The following is a 16,525-nucleotide window of genomic DNA, read 5'->3' as shown; positions in this document are numbered from 1 at the left end:
ATGAACGAGTCGTCGGATCGATCGACTCTGCTACTCGCCGCGGGCACCGGGCCGCGGCGAGGGCTCACGCGACTGCATCTTTTCATGATGTGCTTCGGTGCCATCGTCGGCGTCGGGTGGATCACTGTGCTCGGGCAGTGGCTGTCGCAGGCCGGGCCGGGCGGCAGCTTGGTGGCGCTGGTGTTGGGCGCACTCGCGGTTTCAGTGGTGGCATCCAACTATGCACTGCTGGCGCGCAAAGATCTGTTCGCGGTGGGCGGTGAGATCGGTGCAGTCAAGGGCTCACTGGGCGCCGGCGCGGCTTTCTGCGTCACCGCGGCGTTGTCACTGGCAACACTGAGCGTCGTTGCTTTCGAGGCGGTGTCGGCGGGTTGGATTCTCGTGACTCTGTTTCCGGCGCTGGAAGGCCAGCCGTTGTATCAAGTGTTCGGTCAGCAGGTTCATGTCGGCAGCGTGGTCATCGCGCTCACCGGCACTGTCATCGTTGCTGTGCTGAATATCAAGCCCATCTCCAGCACCGCCAGCGTACAAAACGTCCTCGTCATGGTGAAGCTCGGGGTCACCGCGTTGTTCTGTCTCGCGGGCGTGTTCGGTGGCGAAGCTCGGAATCTGCTGCCACTGTTGCCGGAGCCTCCCGATGGCGTTTCGGCATGGCACGGCGTTCTGGCTCTGACGGCGACGATGCCGCTGTGGTACGCCGGTTTTCACGTCGTGGCCATTCTCTCCAACGAACGCGCCGACAGCGTGAGATTGAGCGACGTGGCGGGCGCGATGCGTGCTTCCATCTTCGCGGCGTGCTTGTTCTACGCGTGCATCGTGCTTGCGGCAGCTTACGTGGTGCCGTGGCAAACGCTGATCACGGCGCCGTTGCCAGCAGCGACGGCATTTCGCGATGGACTCTCCAGCACGACGTTTGCGAACCTGGTGCTGATGTCCGGGCTGCTTGGCATCTGCTCCGCGTGGATTGCCTGCTTCGCAGCCTCGGTGCGTGTGTTGAAGCAACTGCGAATGCAGCTGACCGGCAGAGAGTGGGACGCACGCCTCGCGACCGTCGCGATCACTGTGATTGGCGGAACGTTCTCACTCGCGGGCCGTCCTGCCCTGGTGCCTATCGTCAACGTCGCAGCGATGTGCTTCGGCTTGGTTTATCTGCTGGTCAGCATCGCAACGTGGCGGCATGCGGTGACGCTTGCCGAACGCTGCATCGTGATTGTGGGCGCCGTCGTGGCCGCGGCCATGGCCGCCTATGTCATCGTTTCTGCTGTCGCTGAAGGCGGATGGCTGGCGCCTGAAGTGATCGTCACGTTCTTTGCGGTGGTGGCCGCCGCGCTGTCCTGGCTGTTTAGATCGAGGAAGATGTCTGGTGCAAACTGAATCGTCGTCGGCGCACGCCGAGCGTGCTCGCCAATTGCTGAAGTCCAGTGTGGTGTGGGACAACGTGTGGCCGGTCGATCTGCCGGGTCTCGAGTCCGTCGGCAATACCTGGGATCGGTTGGAGCGGTTTGCGGCTGCAGGCGTGACCGCGCTGGGGCTGACACTCGCCGGCGACAATCACAACAGTGCCGAGGCGCTGCGTTTAACCGGCTGGGCGCGTAATGAGCTGCGTGCCCGATCGTCCAGTCTCATGCTGGCGCAGACGGTGGACGACATTGCCACTGCCAAGCGTGCCGGCAAGCTCGCGGTGGTGATGCAATTTGAAGGCACACGCTGTTTCGAGCGCGACCTGAATCTCATCGACGCCTTCTACGCGCTCGGCGTGCGCCAGACCCTGTTGGCTTTCAACACCGCCAATTGCACTGGTAGCGGCTGTGCGGAGCGCGTCGATGGCGGGCTCACGGCGTATGGTCGCCGCTTCATTCGCGAAGCCGAACGCGTCGGCATGCTCATCGACTTGAGTCACGTGGGGCGACAGACGTCTCTGGATGCACTGGCGATGGCGCAGCGGCCCATGGTCATCAGTCATTCGAATGCCAACGCCGTGCACACCAGCTTTCGAAACATCGACGATGTGCAGGCCGCGGCCTGCGCGGACACCGGCGGGCTGGTGGCGATCTCGGGCTCCAGCGAATATCTGGGCGATACCCAGTGCCGCAGCGAGACGCTGTTCCGGCATCTCGATCACTATGTGCAACTGATCGGTCCGGCGCACGTCGGCATCGGACTCGATATCGTGTTCGAGCCAGAACCGTTGAATCGCTGGGCGCGCGGCCGTCCGGAGGAATGGCCAATGGCCCAGGATCCGGCCTGGCCGGGATTCAGCTATGCCATGCCGGAACAACTCGTCGAGCTGATCGAACTCATGCTCACGCACGGCTATGCCGAGTCCGCAGTCGAGGACATTCTGGGGCGCAACTACATGCGGGTGTGCTCGCAGGTGTGGCGCTGATCATGCGGCCCGTGATCATCCTGCTGGGCGTGCTTGTGGCGTTCGATGCGGCCACGCCCTTGCTCGAAGGCAAACAGCACTATCCGGAGGCACGGCTGCTGCGGAAACAGCAGTGAGAGGCCGAGCTGGACCGGTGCGCTCACCATAACTCCAGTCGCGGTCGGCAGGCCGACCTGCCAGGTCGTGCATTCTCCCGCCGAAATGAGCAGAATGTCAGCTGCTTCCATATTCGCAAGGGAGTTGCAGATGTGCCGGATTCGAGTGTTCGCTCTGCTGGCGGCCTGCGCGGGCATGTCCGGATGCTCCATTACCAAAACGGTCACGCCGATAGAGCCGCCGCAAGTCAGCCAGGTGTGCGTGCTGGATAACAAGGACGTTTTGATGGACGAATTCCAGCCTGAGATCCAGCGCCAGCTCGAAGCGAAACACATTCCCACCCAGGTTTACACCGGTGAGAGGCCCGCTGAGTGTTCGCACTACCTTGAATACAAAGCACTCTGGCGGTGGGATGTGGGGGTGTACCTGCACTATGCCTCGTTTCTTGTTTACGACGCCAAGGGCGTTGCCGGCTCCGCTTTCTACGACGCCCGCCGGGGCGGCGCGCGCCTGGACAAATTTGGCCGTACCGCAGACAAGATTCGGCCACTGATTGACGAGTTGTTCGGCTCGGTGAGCGTGGGCCCCATCCTGGTTCCTGTACAGACTGAATCGGCAGCCACGACCCCGACACCCGATCGCAGCGCTCGCCTGCAGGAACTGAAGAGACTGCATGACCAGGGATTGATCACCGACGAAGAGTTCGCCGCCAGGAAGCAGGCGATCCTCGCGGAGATATGAAGGGCGGCGTGACGACTACCACAGGGAGGGTTGATCGACTATGGAATCGGTTCGTCAACAGTTGCTGCGACTGTTCCCAATTCAGATTCGTGTCGATGAGCCGGGTGCCGATGTGGCCGCCGCCATCTACGCCATGCTTTGGGGGTTGGAAGACCTCGCCGTCGACGGCTGGGCGCTGTTCCGGGTGGTTCGCGAATCCGCTGCCTCTTTAGAGGCGGTCGGGCTGATGACGCTCCTGCCGGACGGCTCTGTTCCAATGTCCGTGAGCGTCAAAGGCGATGAGATGGGGCTGGCCTGGTCGGCGCGGGCGGGAGTTCAGGATCAGCAGTGGCTCGCACTGCTGGTCTCGGGCGTCACGCTGCGGTCGAGAACGGTGCCCGTATCGAGCCACAGAGGCGTTCCGGCAAGTACCGCGTAGCATTTCCAGAAAACGCGTCTCGGCCGTCTAAACTCAGGTGAGGAGCGTCCCGCTCCCAACCTGCGGCGTCATGAGCGCAAAGAATCGACAGCCGGAAGAGGCCAGTGGCAGCGAAGAGCGACCGGATCCCGCCCCCACGGGGATGGGGTCAGATCTCGCTCGCCTGTTCGAAGAACATAACGCGGCATTGATCGCACTGCTGCGGGCCAAGCTGCGCTCCAACCAGGAGGCGAGGGATGTGGCCCAGGAGGCCTACGTACGCCTGCTGCAGTTGGATCGGCCCGGCACCGTGAGCTATTTGCGGACCTATCTTTTCCGTACCGCGCTCAACATTGCCACGGATCGATTGCGGAGCGCCTCGGTACGATTGGCGGCCCACCGAGATCCGGTCTTCGATCCCCGAGTGGATGAAATCTCGCCCGACCGCAGGGCGCTCGCGGAGGACGAACTGCGCGTGATCGCAGTGGCGCTCGAGTCGCTGCCCGCCAAGCCGCGCTACGCCTTTTTATTACATCGCTTCGCCGACCTGGACATCGACGAAGTCGCTGGACGTCTGGGAGTCACGGAGCGAATGGTCCGGAATTACATCTTGCAAGGCATGCTGTGCTGTCGAGCGGCACTGGACAAAGTCAGGAAGCGGCACGAGGACAACGGAGGTTCGTCGTCATGAGCGGCAGGCACGAAGTGTCGACGGCGCTGTTCGAAGAAGCGGGAGACTGGTTTCTGCGCATCCGTTCGCGGCAGGCGGACTCCGAATTGCACCTGGCATGGTTGCAATGGATCGAAGCGGACCCCGCGCATCGAGAGGCGTTCGAAGCGGTGCAGGAGATCTGGGACACCGCCGGGCAAGTGGACCCGCAGCCCTGGCCGCGGCCGGAGGAGCTGGCCGAGCTGCTACCCGGCACGGCGCCTTCCCCCAAGAGATGGCGAATCGTCCAGCCGCCGGTGTGGGCGCTCATCACTGGCTTCGCGGCGTGCGCCATGGCGCTGCTGGTCGTCGGCTTCGATCCTGCGATGGCATGGTTGACCGGTAGCGAGGAACAACGCATCGCGACGGCTCGAGGAGAGCAGCAATCCGCGGTGCTGTCCGATGGATCTCGCATCGAGCTGGGGGGACTGACGGGCGTGGACGTGCAGTTCTCGCCGCAGCGACGCCTGGTCATCGCCGATGAGGGCGAAGTGTTCTATCGGGTCGAGCATGACCCATCGCGGCCGTTCGTCGTCGAGGCGGGGCCGGTCAGCGTCAAGGCGATCGGCACGGCGTTTTCGGTTCGGCGCGAGGCGGGGATGGTGTCGGTGGTCGTCACCGAGGGCGTTGTCGAAGTCAACGCGCTGGCCGAGAGTGGCGCGGCGGACGTGGAGCCAAGGTTGCGAGTGAAGGCCGGCGAACGGATTCGTTTCGATCAGGGGCACCTGCAAGCCGTGCCGCAAGCCGTTCACACCGAGCAGGACGTGGTGTGGCGACGGGGCCGCCTGCGCTTCGAGGAGGAACCTCTGCGTGTCGTGGTGGCGAGCCTGAGCCGATATACCAGCAAGCCCATCGTGTTGGGACACCCGAGCCTGCAGGAGCTGCGCTTCACCGGCACAGTGTTCGACGACAGCGTCGATGACTGGTTGAAGGGCGTGCAAGTGGTTTTCAAAGTGAGCGTGGATGAATCGCATCCCGATCGAATCGTGCTGCAGCCACGGCCGTGACGGCAACCCTCGAAACCATTTCCACAATATTTTCGTCACACGTCTAAACGACAGGGAGGTGATGTTCTACATCACTCGGCAAATAAATAGACGTGAGATGACATGACCGCGACGCTACGTGACTTTCGGCTTTGCACCCTGCTGGCCACCGCCAGCATTTTCCCCGTTAGCGTTTTCTCCGGGAGCGCGCTGGCAGCAAGCACCACGGAGCTGACTGCTAGATATACGTTCACCATTCCGTCGCAGTCGCTGTCGGCGGCACTGCTGACATTCTCCGAACAAGCCAAGATTCAAGTGATGACCGCGAGCGCGGATCTCACCGGTTTGACGTCTCCGGGGATTTCAGGCGAGCACGCCGTGGGCGAGGCACTGCAAGCGTTGTTGCAGGGAAGTGGTCTACGCTTTCGGGTGATCTCCGCCAATGCGGTTGCGGTGGAGCCTTTGCAGCCCCGCGCGAATGCCGGCGATATCAATCCAACACTGCGAGGCGTGCCGGAAATCCTGGTCACCGGGTCGCGCGTGCTCAACATGGATATCCGGCGCGATCGCGACGATCCGCAGCCCTACACCATTTTCGATCAGGTCCAGCTCGAACATTCGGGCGCCGTGAGCATCGAAGATTTTCTCAAGCAGCGCCTGACCATGAATACCCAGTCGACCCTGCTGAGTCAGCAGACGGCCGCGGCATTCGCCAACAATTCGAGCATCAACCTGCGCGGTCTGGGCGCGGCCCAGACATTGATCCTGGTCGACGGGCGCCGGCAGCCGAGCTTCCCCAACTTTGGCAACGCCGCGCAAGCCGATCTCAACGGCATTCCGCTGGCTGCCATCGAACGTATCGAAGTGCTGCCGACGACGGCTTCAGGCATTTACGGCGGCAGCGCCACCGGCGGTGTCGTCAACGTGATCTTGCGTCGTGACTATGAAGGCGCCGAGGTCAATGTGAGATACGAGGACTCGGTTCGCGCCGACGCGCCGAATCAGCGGGTGGACATGGCTGCCGGAGTGAACCTGTTTGGCGGCACGACCAACGTCATGATGGCGGGCACTTACATGGAAGGCGATCAACCCAGTTACGGCGATCGCAATTTCTGGCTGCGTGGCCGTCAGCGCGTGCTGGCCAATAGTGGCAACAACTATCGCGCCGTCGAACTGGTCGGCGACCCGGTGCTCGGCGCCACGCCCAACATCCGCAGCGTGACCGGTGAGAATCTGGTGTTGGACAATGGCACGCCACTCGGCTCGCCGATCACGCATGTGCCGGCCGGTTACGTGGGACTGTCGTCCGGTGACGGTGGCGCCGCGCTGGTGGGGCAGGCCGGTACTTATAACATCCAGCCGGCTTACTCGGCGCAGACGGTCGGCGGCCGCAATGCGCGCATGGGTCAGGATCCTCAGCTCAAATCTCTGGCGCTCACCGTGCGTCAGGAGATCACGCCGAACCTGCGAGGATTCTTGCAGGCCAACGCTTCGCAGAGCCGGCAGCGCTTCGATCTCGACGCCATCATCGGCCAGGCCAACACCGTCTACACGGTGCCCGCGGCGTCACCGAACAATCCGTTTCAACAGGACATTCGGGTGACCGCCGCGAGCGTGTCGGAGTTGCGCAGGCTGCAATCCGAAACCGAACAGCGCAGTCTCGTGGGCGGCTTGATCGTCAAGCTACCGCGCAGTTGGATGACCGCGCTCGACTACACCTGGGCTCGCGCGGAATTCGACTATGCCAGTCAGTTTGCATCGAACTTGTCCGGCCCGAGGGCCGCAGTGAACGATGGCAGGATGGACCTGCTGCGAGATACGGCGCTTTATCCGCTCGACTTTCTGCCTTACCTGGATAGTGCCGCGGGTTCACGCGGCCATTTCGACGTGACGCTCAAGGCCGCGAGCTGGCGTGTCGCCGGGCCGCTATGGGCACTGCCTGGCGGCGATATGCAACTGACGGTACTGGCGGAGTATCGCGAAGAGCTGCTGGGCACCGGCAACAGTTCCAACTTCAGCGGCGCCGGCGAATTCGTTCGCTATTTCTATCCCAGCCGCTCTCAGTCGATTCGCAGCGCGTACGCGGAGCTGCGCCTGCCTTGGATATCCGCACGCAACAGCCTCCCTGGCGTGCAGTCGCTGGAGCTGCAACTTGCCGTGCGACGCGACGACTACACCATTCGGGGATCGAATGCGACCATCATCATCCCGCCCAGTGGCGAGATCTCCGGCATCGTCCGCAGCACCAATGAAGTCGCCTCCACCGATCCGACCTTCGCGTTGCTGTATCAACCGATACGGGATGTCACATTGCGCGCCAGTTATGGCACCGGCTTCCTGCCGCCCAGCGTGGGCCAGGTCGTGCCCGGCGCTCCTATCGTCAGTCCGGGCCTGGGGACCGATCCGCTGCGAGGCGGCTTGCCGCTCGGCACCGTGTCTTACATCAGCGGCGGCAATCCCGATCTGACGCCGGAAGAATCGCAGAGCTGGTCGGCGGGCATCATCTTCACGCCGACGATCGTGCCCGGGCTGCGCCTGTCGCTCGACTACACCAAGATCAAGAAGAGCGACATCATCACCACGCCCACGGTCGAGACGCTGGTCAATTATTTTCCCGACCGCATCACTCGTGGCGCGAATCTGCCGGACGATCCAGCCGGTTGGGCCGGACCCATCATCGCGGTGGACGGCACGCTCATCAACGTTGCGAAGGCGCGGGTCGAAGCGTTCGATCTGCAGGCCGACTATGAGTGGGATACCGCGTTCGGCACCTTCATGCCGTTCGTGTTTGCCTCGCTGCAGACGGAATTCGTGCAGCAGTTCCTGCCCAATGGCGTGTCGGTCAACAACGTGAATATCACCAGCGCCAATCCGCTCAAGCTCAAAGGCAACATCGGCTTGAACTGGCGTCACGGCGCCTGGTCCGCCGGCTGGGCCGCCAGATATTTCGATTCCTACGTCGCGGGGCTGACGCCGACCATCAATCGATGGCAGGGCAACGGCGGGCGGGTGCCCAGCCAGATCTATCACGATGTGTTCGCGACCTATCGCTTCGCCGACGATTCCAGGGTCGCGGTGCTCGCGGACACCGACATCACGCTGGGCATCAAGAATCTGTTCGACAAGGAACCGCCGTTCGACGCCAACAACACCTACAACGGTTACTACAGCACGTTCGGTGACCCGAGGCTGGCGAGCTACTGGCTCGGCATCAAGAAGCGCTTCTGAACCAGGGATAGAACATGAAAACCGCCACACAGATGTACTCGATGCCAGCCCGCCGCGCTGGAGCGCGTTTCAGCAGCACTACTTCCATGCAGACTGTATTCACGAAGATTTGCCTGACGGTGGGATTGGCCGCCGGTCTGTTACATCCTGCCGCGGCCGATGAAGCTGGCCTGCGGCAGATCACTCTCGATGATGCCTTCGCCATCAAAGGCGTCGGTGCGATCGCGGCGCATCCGACTCGGCCGGTGCTGGCGGTGGAGGAGAGCGGCGGCATTCGCATCGTCGAGGCCAAGGATGGGCGCGAGCTCAAGCGCCTCGATGGTCATTCACCGCAGTGGTCGCCGGACGGCAAGAAGCTCGCGTTCTTCTCGCGCAAGAGCGGTCACACACAGCTGCATGTGTGGACGATGGCCGCCGACACGGAAGTGCAGGGGACGACACTGCCGACAGGCATCACTCAGAGCAAGACCTTGGGGGCTGCGTGCAGCCCGCACCGGACTTCCTGGTCGTCCGATGGACGGTCCATTGCCTTCGTCACCGTGGCGATGTCGCTCAAGGGCCTTCCACCCGTCGATGCAACGCTGCCGGGCGTGTATGTCGTCAAATCGCACCCCAGCGATCGACGCAGCTCGCTGGAGGCAATCTTCAAGAATCGAGCCGCCAACGCCGGGGTATTGCGCGCACCCGATGACTGGACGGTCTGGTTCGGCAGCGACCCGGAATTCGTCGCGGCGATGAATCAAGGTACGCGGGATCCGGAGTCCATCGCCAATCGGATCGCCGTGCTGGATACCACCTCCGGTGAAACGAAATTTGTTTCCGGCACGGCCGCGCAGTATTTCTGCCCGGCCTGGTCCGCCGATGGCCGCACCATCGCCAGCATCGCGGACATCACTCCCGCGACCGAAAGCAACGAATCTTACGGTGCCTTGGGCTCGCCCAAGAACAGCACCGTGGCGTTATATGACGTGCGCACCGGGCGGGAGCGGTTGTTGCCCGCCGATCCGCTGGGTCGCATTCGTACCCTGGTGTGGTCGGATCCCGGCCGACTGATCGCGGTGACTGAAACAGGAAAAAAACTTTCCGGCTTTCCCCGGCTGGCCGTGATCGAGACGGCGAGTGGCCGCACTCGTTCCATCGAGACTCCGGCGGGGCAGCCGGTGCTGGAACTGCAGGCTGGCCGCAAGGGGAGTGCAACGGTTCGCTTGGGTGATCGCTTCGTGGATACCGTGTGGTCCTACGAGCCGCGCTCCAACAAATTTACGCCGACGCAGACCTTCGATTGGCAGGTGACGGGGTTCGATTTCCTCGCTGACCGGTCGCTCGCGTTCTGGGCGGAATCCGGCACGTTCAAAGGGCGGCTGGTGATATCCGAGCCGAATGCGCCGGCACGGGTGATCCATGACGCCAATCCGCAGATCGCCCAGCTCGCATTGGGCGAGCAACGGCGGATCACCTGGAAGAACAAAAGCGGCGAGGAGGTCGACGGCGTCGTCATTCTGCCGCCCGGTTATCGCAGCGGTGAGCGATATCCCATGATCGTGGATGCGTATCCGAATCAGGCGCGAGACCGGTTCAGGCTGTCCGCCCTGGTGGAAGACACGGGCCAGTTGATGGCCGCGCAAGGCTTCGTGATTTTCAGACCGGCGATTCGCACTCCCCACGGCAGGTATTGGTTCACGCGCGGCGAGGCATATCAGAGCGAAGCCGTCGGCGCGAAGGGCGTGAAAAAAATGGTGGACGATTTCGAGTCCGGCGTCGCCGCGCTGGTCGCCCAAGGCATCGTCGATCCGGCGCGCGTCGGCATCTATGGCTTCAGCAACGGCGGCTGGCTGGCGAACATGCTCGTCACCGAGACCAAAATGCTGGCCGCCGCGGCTGTGCAGTCGGGGATCAGCAATGCTATCGGCATGGCGCTGGATCTCACTGTCAGCACCACGCGAGGGATGGACCCGGCCACCGGCGGCAACGTGTTCGATAACTTCGACGATTACGTGGCTGTCTCGCCCATCTTCCGCATGCGCGATGTCACCACTCCGATGCTGTTGCTGGTCGGGGACTTCGACAGCACCTGGATCATGCAGATGGTCGCGCAGTACAGCGTGTTGCGGGCCGAAGGCCGTGAGGTGACCTTGGTGCGCTATACCGATGAAGGACACACGCGGGTCAAGCGTGAGACCGCCACTGACGCGTTCCAACGCGTGACTGAGTTCTTTCGCCAGCATCTTCGGCTAGGGGAGGTCTGATTCGTCGGCTTCGCTGACAATCGAGCAACGCTGCTACGGCGAGGAACCGGGTTCTGATCGAGGAGTGAAGGCCTGCCGCGGAGGCGATTGATTCTCATCAGGCTGGCTGGGCGTGTGCAGCGGTCGAGATCGATATATGCACTCGATCAGTCATCGCGAGAGCTTCGGGCCGATCGTTTGAGGTGGATACGCGGGGTGACGCCGCGGGAGTATTCCTCCGGCGATATTCGGCGTCTGGGTTCAATCAGCAAACGTGGCGACGGATATCTATCGCGTGCTGAAGATGGTGGCTGAGTTGGAGGGCTGACCCGTGGCAACAAAGGCTCGAACCAAATCCCGCGCCAAGGTGCGCGCCAAACAACAGCTGCCCGCCGGATATCGACGCTGGGATGCGGCGAATTACCTCGAGAGCGAGGGGGACATGGCCGCTTACCTGGAAGCGGCGATGGAGGACGCGGCTGATGATCCTGCCTATATCACGGCGGTGCTAAATGACATCGCTCGCGCACGAGGCATCATGAAGCTGGCGAACGATACGGGTAATGACTCGCGCGGGCTTGTGTAAAGCCCTGGCGCCTGGCTCGGAGCTCTCGTTCGAGACGGTGGTCAGAATCAGCAAGGCGCTGGGTTTGCGGCTGTCGCTGAAATCAGCGGCTTGAGGTGAGGGATGATGGAAGGGAGGGACTCGAAAACTCGACCGCGAATCGGAGAATTCGTAAGTTACGGAATTGTGGTTGGATGTAGATCCCCGGAACACCTCAAAAATCCCCGAGTTTGGCACTGGATTTGGCACTGGCGTTCGGTGGAGAGAACGCGCGTAACGTTGCGGGCACTTCTGATCGCCACAGCGTTCGCCGAGTTGGTACGTCGAGTCTCGCCGGTCACTGATGCGAATCTCACCAAGATGGTCGCTAGTTCGCAAGTCCCGCAAGAACCAACGGCGGTGTCAAGCTTCACGCTCGGATATCCGCTCACGCTTCTTCCGCTTCGCGAGGGAGGCTTTCGGGAAGCGTAGGCGTAAGTCACGTGCCAGATCCCCTAGCTCATCACAGCGACCCGAGCTGGCTTCCACCAGCAGTGCAATTGTGCGCCTCGCCCCGCTGTCAGCAGCTAAGGCATTACTCCAACCTTCTCTAGCTCGGCTCACGTCGACGCCGTCAAGCACGCGCTGCATGCTCTGTGGCGCTACTTCGGACAGGATCTCGATGTACTCAGCGGCATCTTTATACCAGCTTGGGTGGACGTTCGAAAGGACGCTCGACGTCGGTGCTTCGGCTGGGCGCAAGAGCCGTTCGAGTAGATCAGAACGATCTCTGGCGAAGTAAGCGATAACTCCAACTCCGAAGCGCCATTGGACATGGTCGCCGTGGGCCAACCCGATGACACCATCTTGCTCCACGTATTTATATGCTAATGAAGGTGCCATGAGAGCAAGTCGTGCTGGCATCACCTCCATGCGTGTCATGTTGTTTTCAATCATCGTCAGAACCGCATTCCTTGCAGAAGTCGCCGAATAGGCGACTGCGATAAACACTTCGGCATCATGGGGCAGGCCGCGCCAATGTGCTCCAATGGTGTCAGAGATCTTGGTCCAGTCCATAGCTGCGGCAGTCGCCTCGAATTTCTTACGCGCCGCACGCGCCATGAACGACAGCAAGAACGAGACACTTTGAAAGTCGCGAAGGCGTGCCGAAGAGATTTGCGCAGCGACGCGATCGGGCTTGATGCCGCCAAGCATCTTTGCGGCGATCTTGCGATGGCGAGATTTCGGGCCATACTGTCCCACATAGACTTTCAGCGGATCGAGAACCCGCAGCACATGCCATGCAATATCATCTAGGTCGCGAAATGCAGAGATCGGATCAGCTGACAGTAGTTGGTGGGCTATTGGAACGAATGCCTCGACCATGTTGAGAAGCAGGTCTTCGTCTGTCCAAACAAGGCTCTTACAGAATGCTGCAAATCCGCTGGCGCCTTCCGATGGTGGCCAAGTTTTGGCCAGTCCGATGAGTGCTTCACGTTCAATGATCGACAAGACGTTCTGTCCCCATTGAGTCGTGTCCCTAATCCTGGCGGCGGACAAGAACTCGCTTAGATGATACGCCGTCGTCGGCGTAACCAAGGATATCGCTGCCGCCACCGTGCGTGGATCTGCTGCTTCAACGATCTTTGTAGCAAGCGCATCGTTGTTGTTGTGTCGAACTGCATGTAGCAGTCGCGCCAAACCATATCCGATGGGTGGAGATAGATTAGAGATCCACGTGGCGATAACCTGGATTCTCTGAGAGTCACTAAAAAGGATTTTCGGCCACTCCTTGTTGTACATGCCGAGTTCGCTGATCAGCAGCGCTGCAAACATTCGTTCCTCTGGCCCGGATGCTTTCCAGCACCTCTCGATGAGAGGCTTGAGACTGTCGTTCGGAACTAGATGCGTCCACGAATATTGGCCAGAACCGCAAAAAGAGAACTCATGAAGCAGCAAACGGAGGCCGGCGATTGGGTGCGAGATGTCGTTTATCACATGGCAAAGGATGCGTCCAATGCGATCTCTGCCCGTCTTTTCCTCCGTGGCCAGGATCTGGCCGAGCACTACGATAGCAAACCGTTGGTGAGGGCAACGCAAGTCCGTTAGGTCGAGTAGTAACCGTTCATTTACCAGCCATTGCAGTGCTTCGTGCGCTTGGCTGGCACTGATATCCGCCACTTCAAGAAGCTCTGTCAGTTTCCCGAGCGTTGGGGGGGAGTCTCGCGAGGCTAGCTGATGAATTGCAGCAGCGGCGAGCACGATATCGGCGCGCTTCGCCCGCGCTTTGTCTGCTGCTTGCTTTGCTCTTCGCCACCCTCCTCCGAGAATGAAGCAGAACTGCCAAGGGAACTTGGCGGTTCTCTCTGCATGATCAATTCGCTCTTCGATAGGACTGTACGTCATTAACTCGCCGACGTGATCGTCTGCGCGTTGAACGACGGCAAGGGTTTGTGCAGGATTGGACCGAAGTGAAGTCGCTATCGTTCGCACGGCGCGTTTGGCATCAATAACTACACAGCCCCGGAACGGTCCTTCGCGGTCGATTCCATTATGTGCGGAGATGAGATATCGCTTCGAGCCGGCTGCTGCTTCTGCGGAGGCTAGTGTAGCGGGATCAGTTAGATGGGCATCGTCGATGAAGAAGAGTGTCGGCCGATCCGAATCTGGGTTGACTAAGCTGATGGAATGAGCGCGAGGATCTCTTAGCTGAAGAACGGACCAACCATCTGCAGCCAATTGCATCGCTGCCTGAAATGCGCAGATTGACTTGCCGGCGCCCGGCTCCCCAACGATTCGAACATAGAATGCGTTCTTAAGCTCGGCAAGGACCGTGTCCACCTCTTCCAGTTTCGGGCAGGCAGCCACGTCATTTGGCCCAAGCGGGCGTCCCAAGAGCGCGGGACCCAGATCCCGACCTGCGCCGAACTCAATGAGTCTCCATGGAGAGACTGGGATTCCGGGGGCCAGGTGGCCTGAAGTGCCCAGCCCTTTGACTGTCTCAAGAAGCTCTCGAACCTCCAAACCGTGAGGCATGCTCTGGAGCCGATCGAGCAGGGTCCCGATGTCAAAGGCCAGTTCGGGATAGAATGTCTTGAGCACACTCTTGTGCTCGCAGAGCAAGGTCTCTATGTCGCCCCAGCCGAGAACAGTCACCGTGAAGCGACCTGTCTCCCTTCGCGTTCGAGAGATCTTTCGCACCTCTTGTTGTAGCGGCCCGTCTACCGGTGCTGTTGTCGCGAAGATCCAGTGGTCAAGCGTAGGTGCAAATTTCTCAGCCTTTCTGATTTCTGCTTCGATCTCGGTAAGTGATGCCTGGGCTCCGAACTGTGCCTCCTTGCCTTTGCATTGAACTCCCTGGTAACTCCCGTACAGGCCGCCTGGAGAGCCGAAGATGTCTACGCCGTGTTGAGGCTGACCCGCGCGAGCGTTCTTCTGCGCAAGTGGGTCTCGCCATATGGTCTTGAAAAGCGAGTGGCAAAGATCTTCAAACGTTACCCAAGATTTCGGCGCTGGAATTTGCTTTTCGCGATCGTCCACAGTCTTCTCGTATTTCTCTGGATTAGTGAGCGCCGGGATACTCATCCTCGTTCATTCGGCTCTCAATGACCCGACCCGGGACAAAGTATTTCTGCTGGTTCCGGATGCGCGCCGCACGTTCCATGTCATCGGGCGTCCAATTCGCAGTGTCTAGGAACACGAAATCCTCCGAGCCTCCGTCTAGCCCGCGAGCATCCAGAGCGATGCCGACGATGATGCGGGCTTCTGGTCGCACGACCTTCGCGGCATAACATCGGAGTTGCAACTCCTGACCTCGGGCAGTGCGATACGCGCCATAGTCACCGCTTTGTGCGCCAGGGCCAATGAGCAGGACGTAGAAGACGTCCTGTTGTCCTGAAGGAAGAAGACTTGAGATCATTCGCTCCCTAGCCTTATCTGCACGCTCCAGTACCGATTTTGAAAGTATGCGGCGATAGAAGCGATTCTCGCTTGCCATTGTCCGCGCAAGTGCCTCGTACTGGCTCATCTCCACGTCATTGCCGAACTCGAGGCTACCTTCGAGATAGTGATCGGTTACGTACTCTATGAGCCCATCCCAGAAAGCGCTCACCGCGTTTTCACGACGTCCGGCTTGATACGTCGGGTCCGCTAGCAATTGCTCCCATAAGCCTGCGCGTAAGCTGTACGGGACTGCGACTGCGGGGAATGAGCGGTTGTGCCACAGATACTCTGCCAGCACGTCAACCTCTGCTCGGGCAGACTGAAAGAAACCTCGGCTCACGAGTTCTTCTCTCGCAACAAGATATGCAATGAAGTCTGCAGTCGTGCTGAGTTCATTAAGGACGGAAGTGAGGCTTGCTTCATCGAGCACATGCAGATGCCCGGACACCTCGTCCACTCGGCCCAGGGTAAGCGGCATGGCGTCTCCCCGGATCGACAGGTCGAGAGCGAGGCTCGGACGGGCTGTCTCGGCGAGACACCGGTGCGCTGCACCCGTCGCCACGCAAACGCGATGAATGCGTATGCGGTCGCTGCTCGGCATGGGAATCGGCAGTTGCCGTATGCATTTTGCGTCGAGAAAGATCTTGTCAGGATTCGCGCGAATCCATCGTTCAGCCTGCTGGATTTGATGTGCAGAGGCGGCGATGGCCCGTCTGAACCAGCGTGTCCAGTCCAGCGTGGTATCGCCGCTTTCGGGGTATACGCAGGACTTGTCCGAAAATATGACCACATCGTCTCCGAACACTACTAGTAGATCCGCTAGCTCCTTATTGAGCTTCTTATAGAGGTTGGGATACGTCCAAAGCCGCAGGAAGGAGCCCTCGCAGAGATTCGCTAGGACGCGCTCTGATTCCGTAAGCCCGTGGGATTTCTGAAACCGCATCACTCGTTGTCCAGTTCATCGTCAAACCAGGTGGGGACGAACATCGATTCCTTGAGAATGGGGCGATGGCAATGCACCCGAGATGCCGGATCTATACAACAACCCGACACAATGCTCCACCTCTATGATGACGAAGTCGCTGTGATCGGGCCCGCGAGTCAGTGGCGCAAGGGACAATCGATAAAGAATTTATGGGCGACTTGCCCGGTCATCGGGAGTGCTGCTGCCGTAGACGCCTCACAGTTGAGGTTTGCACGACCCCGGCGGTTGGCCGCGGGTTGTGAGCCTTCGTTCGGGACTTGCGAAGGCTGGCTCAGGGATATGGCCG

At 60.6% G+C, this 16,525-nt stretch carries 11 protein-coding genes and 1 pseudogene; 10 read left to right on the top strand and 2 right to left on the bottom strand.

Annotation, left to right across the window (positions count from 1 at the left end; translation table 11 throughout):
- The 10 genes and pseudogenes from EKO19_RS06845 (at window position 1) to EKO19_RS06800 (ending at window position 11,354) form a co-directional block, all read left to right on the top strand.
- A complete protein-coding gene (locus tag EKO19_RS06845) occupies window positions 1–1,374 on the top strand; it encodes an APC family permease (RefSeq protein ID WP_157995146.1) in 1,374 nt (457 codons plus the stop codon).
- Entirely contained in the window at window positions 1,364–2,386 is a 1,023-nt protein-coding gene (locus tag EKO19_RS06840) for a dipeptidase (RefSeq protein WP_157995145.1), read from the top strand. The genes EKO19_RS06845 and EKO19_RS06840 overlap by 11 nt, the downstream gene beginning before the upstream one ends.
- Window positions 2,387–2,596: 210 nt before the next feature.
- A complete protein-coding gene (locus EKO19_RS06835; RefSeq protein WP_217705154.1) occupies window positions 2,597–3,223 on the top strand; it encodes an Sbal_3080 family lipoprotein in 627 nt (208 codons plus the stop codon).
- A gap of 40 nt (window positions 3,224–3,263) precedes the next feature.
- Complete coding sequence (locus EKO19_RS06830; RefSeq protein ID WP_129775592.1) at window positions 3,264–3,641, top strand: hypothetical protein; 378 nt, start codon at window positions 3,264–3,266, stop codon at window positions 3,639–3,641.
- A 70-nt stretch (window positions 3,642–3,711) separates the two neighbouring features.
- Window positions 3,712–4,311, top strand: coding sequence for an RNA polymerase sigma factor (locus EKO19_RS06825; protein ID WP_129775591.1), 600 nt, complete (start codon window positions 3,712–3,714; stop codon window positions 4,309–4,311).
- Window positions 4,308–5,336 (top strand): FecR family protein, encoded by a 1,029-nt coding sequence (locus EKO19_RS06820; protein WP_129775590.1) that lies wholly within the window; start codon window positions 4,308–4,310, stop codon window positions 5,334–5,336. Before EKO19_RS06825 ends, EKO19_RS06820 begins: the two co-directional genes overlap by 4 nt.
- Window positions 5,337–5,438: 102 nt before the next feature.
- Entirely contained in the window at window positions 5,439–8,543 is a 3,105-nt protein-coding gene (locus tag EKO19_RS06815) for a TonB-dependent receptor (RefSeq protein WP_129775589.1), read from the top strand.
- Between the two features lie 14 nt (window positions 8,544–8,557).
- Window positions 8,558–10,789, top strand: a complete 2,232-nt coding sequence (locus EKO19_RS06810; protein ID WP_129775588.1) for a S9 family peptidase — start codon at window positions 8,558–8,560, stop codon at window positions 10,787–10,789.
- 114 nt (window positions 10,790–10,903) lie between these two features.
- Window positions 10,904–11,059: pseudogene (locus EKO19_RS39460) on the top strand (transposase); the annotation flags it as partial.
- A gap of 40 nt (window positions 11,060–11,099) precedes the next feature.
- On the top strand, window positions 11,100–11,354 hold the full coding sequence (locus EKO19_RS06800) for a helix-turn-helix domain-containing transcriptional regulator (protein WP_217705153.1): 255 nt from the start codon (window positions 11,100–11,102) through the stop codon (window positions 11,352–11,354).
- A gap of 381 nt (window positions 11,355–11,735) precedes the next feature.
- On the opposite strand, the gene EKO19_RS06795 is transcribed toward EKO19_RS06800, so the two are convergent.
- Both EKO19_RS06795 and EKO19_RS06790 read right to left on the bottom strand, forming a co-directional pair.
- The gene (locus tag EKO19_RS06795) at window positions 11,736–14,897 is read right to left on the bottom strand and encodes an nSTAND3 domain-containing NTPase (RefSeq protein ID WP_129775587.1); all 3,162 of its coding nucleotides are present in this window, start codon (window positions 14,895–14,897) and stop codon (window positions 11,736–11,738) included.
- Window positions 14,875–16,059, bottom strand: a complete 1,185-nt coding sequence (locus tag EKO19_RS06790; RefSeq protein WP_129775586.1) for a hypothetical protein — start codon at window positions 16,057–16,059, stop codon at window positions 14,875–14,877. Before EKO19_RS06790 ends, EKO19_RS06795 begins: the two co-directional genes overlap by 23 nt.
- Between the last annotated feature and the right edge of the window lie 466 nt (window positions 16,060–16,525).

Origin of the sequence: Peristeroidobacter soli (assembly GCF_004138485.1) — a bacterium.
GTDB lineage: Bacteria > Pseudomonadota > Gammaproteobacteria > Steroidobacterales > Steroidobacteraceae > Steroidobacter > Steroidobacter soli.
Note: the sequence above shows the minus strand (reverse complement) of the source record. Positions and strands in the feature narration are given on the sequence as shown.

Excerpts from the sequence above, each read along its gene's own strand:
- EKO19_RS06820 (WP_129775590.1), top strand. The coding sequence starts at position 4,308 with ATGAGCGGCAGGCACGAAGTGTCGACGGCGCTGTTCGAAGAAGCGGGA.
- EKO19_RS06795 (WP_129775587.1), bottom strand. The coding sequence starts at position 14,897 with ATGAGTATCCCGGCGCTCACTAATCCAGAGAAATACGAGAAGACTGTG.
- EKO19_RS06810 (WP_129775588.1), top strand. The coding sequence starts at position 8,558 with ATGAAAACCGCCACACAGATGTACTCGATGCCAGCCCGCCGCGCTGGA.
- EKO19_RS06830 (WP_129775592.1), top strand. The coding sequence starts at position 3,264 with ATGGAATCGGTTCGTCAACAGTTGCTGCGACTGTTCCCAATTCAGATT.
- EKO19_RS06815 (WP_129775589.1), top strand. The coding sequence starts at position 5,439 with ATGACCGCGACGCTACGTGACTTTCGGCTTTGCACCCTGCTGGCCACC.
- EKO19_RS06845 (WP_157995146.1), top strand. The coding sequence starts at position 1 with ATGAACGAGTCGTCGGATCGATCGACTCTGCTACTCGCCGCGGGCACC.
- EKO19_RS06835 (WP_217705154.1), top strand. The coding sequence starts at position 2,597 with ATGTCAGCTGCTTCCATATTCGCAAGGGAGTTGCAGATGTGCCGGATT.
- EKO19_RS06825 (WP_129775591.1), top strand. The coding sequence starts at position 3,712 with ATGAGCGCAAAGAATCGACAGCCGGAAGAGGCCAGTGGCAGCGAAGAG.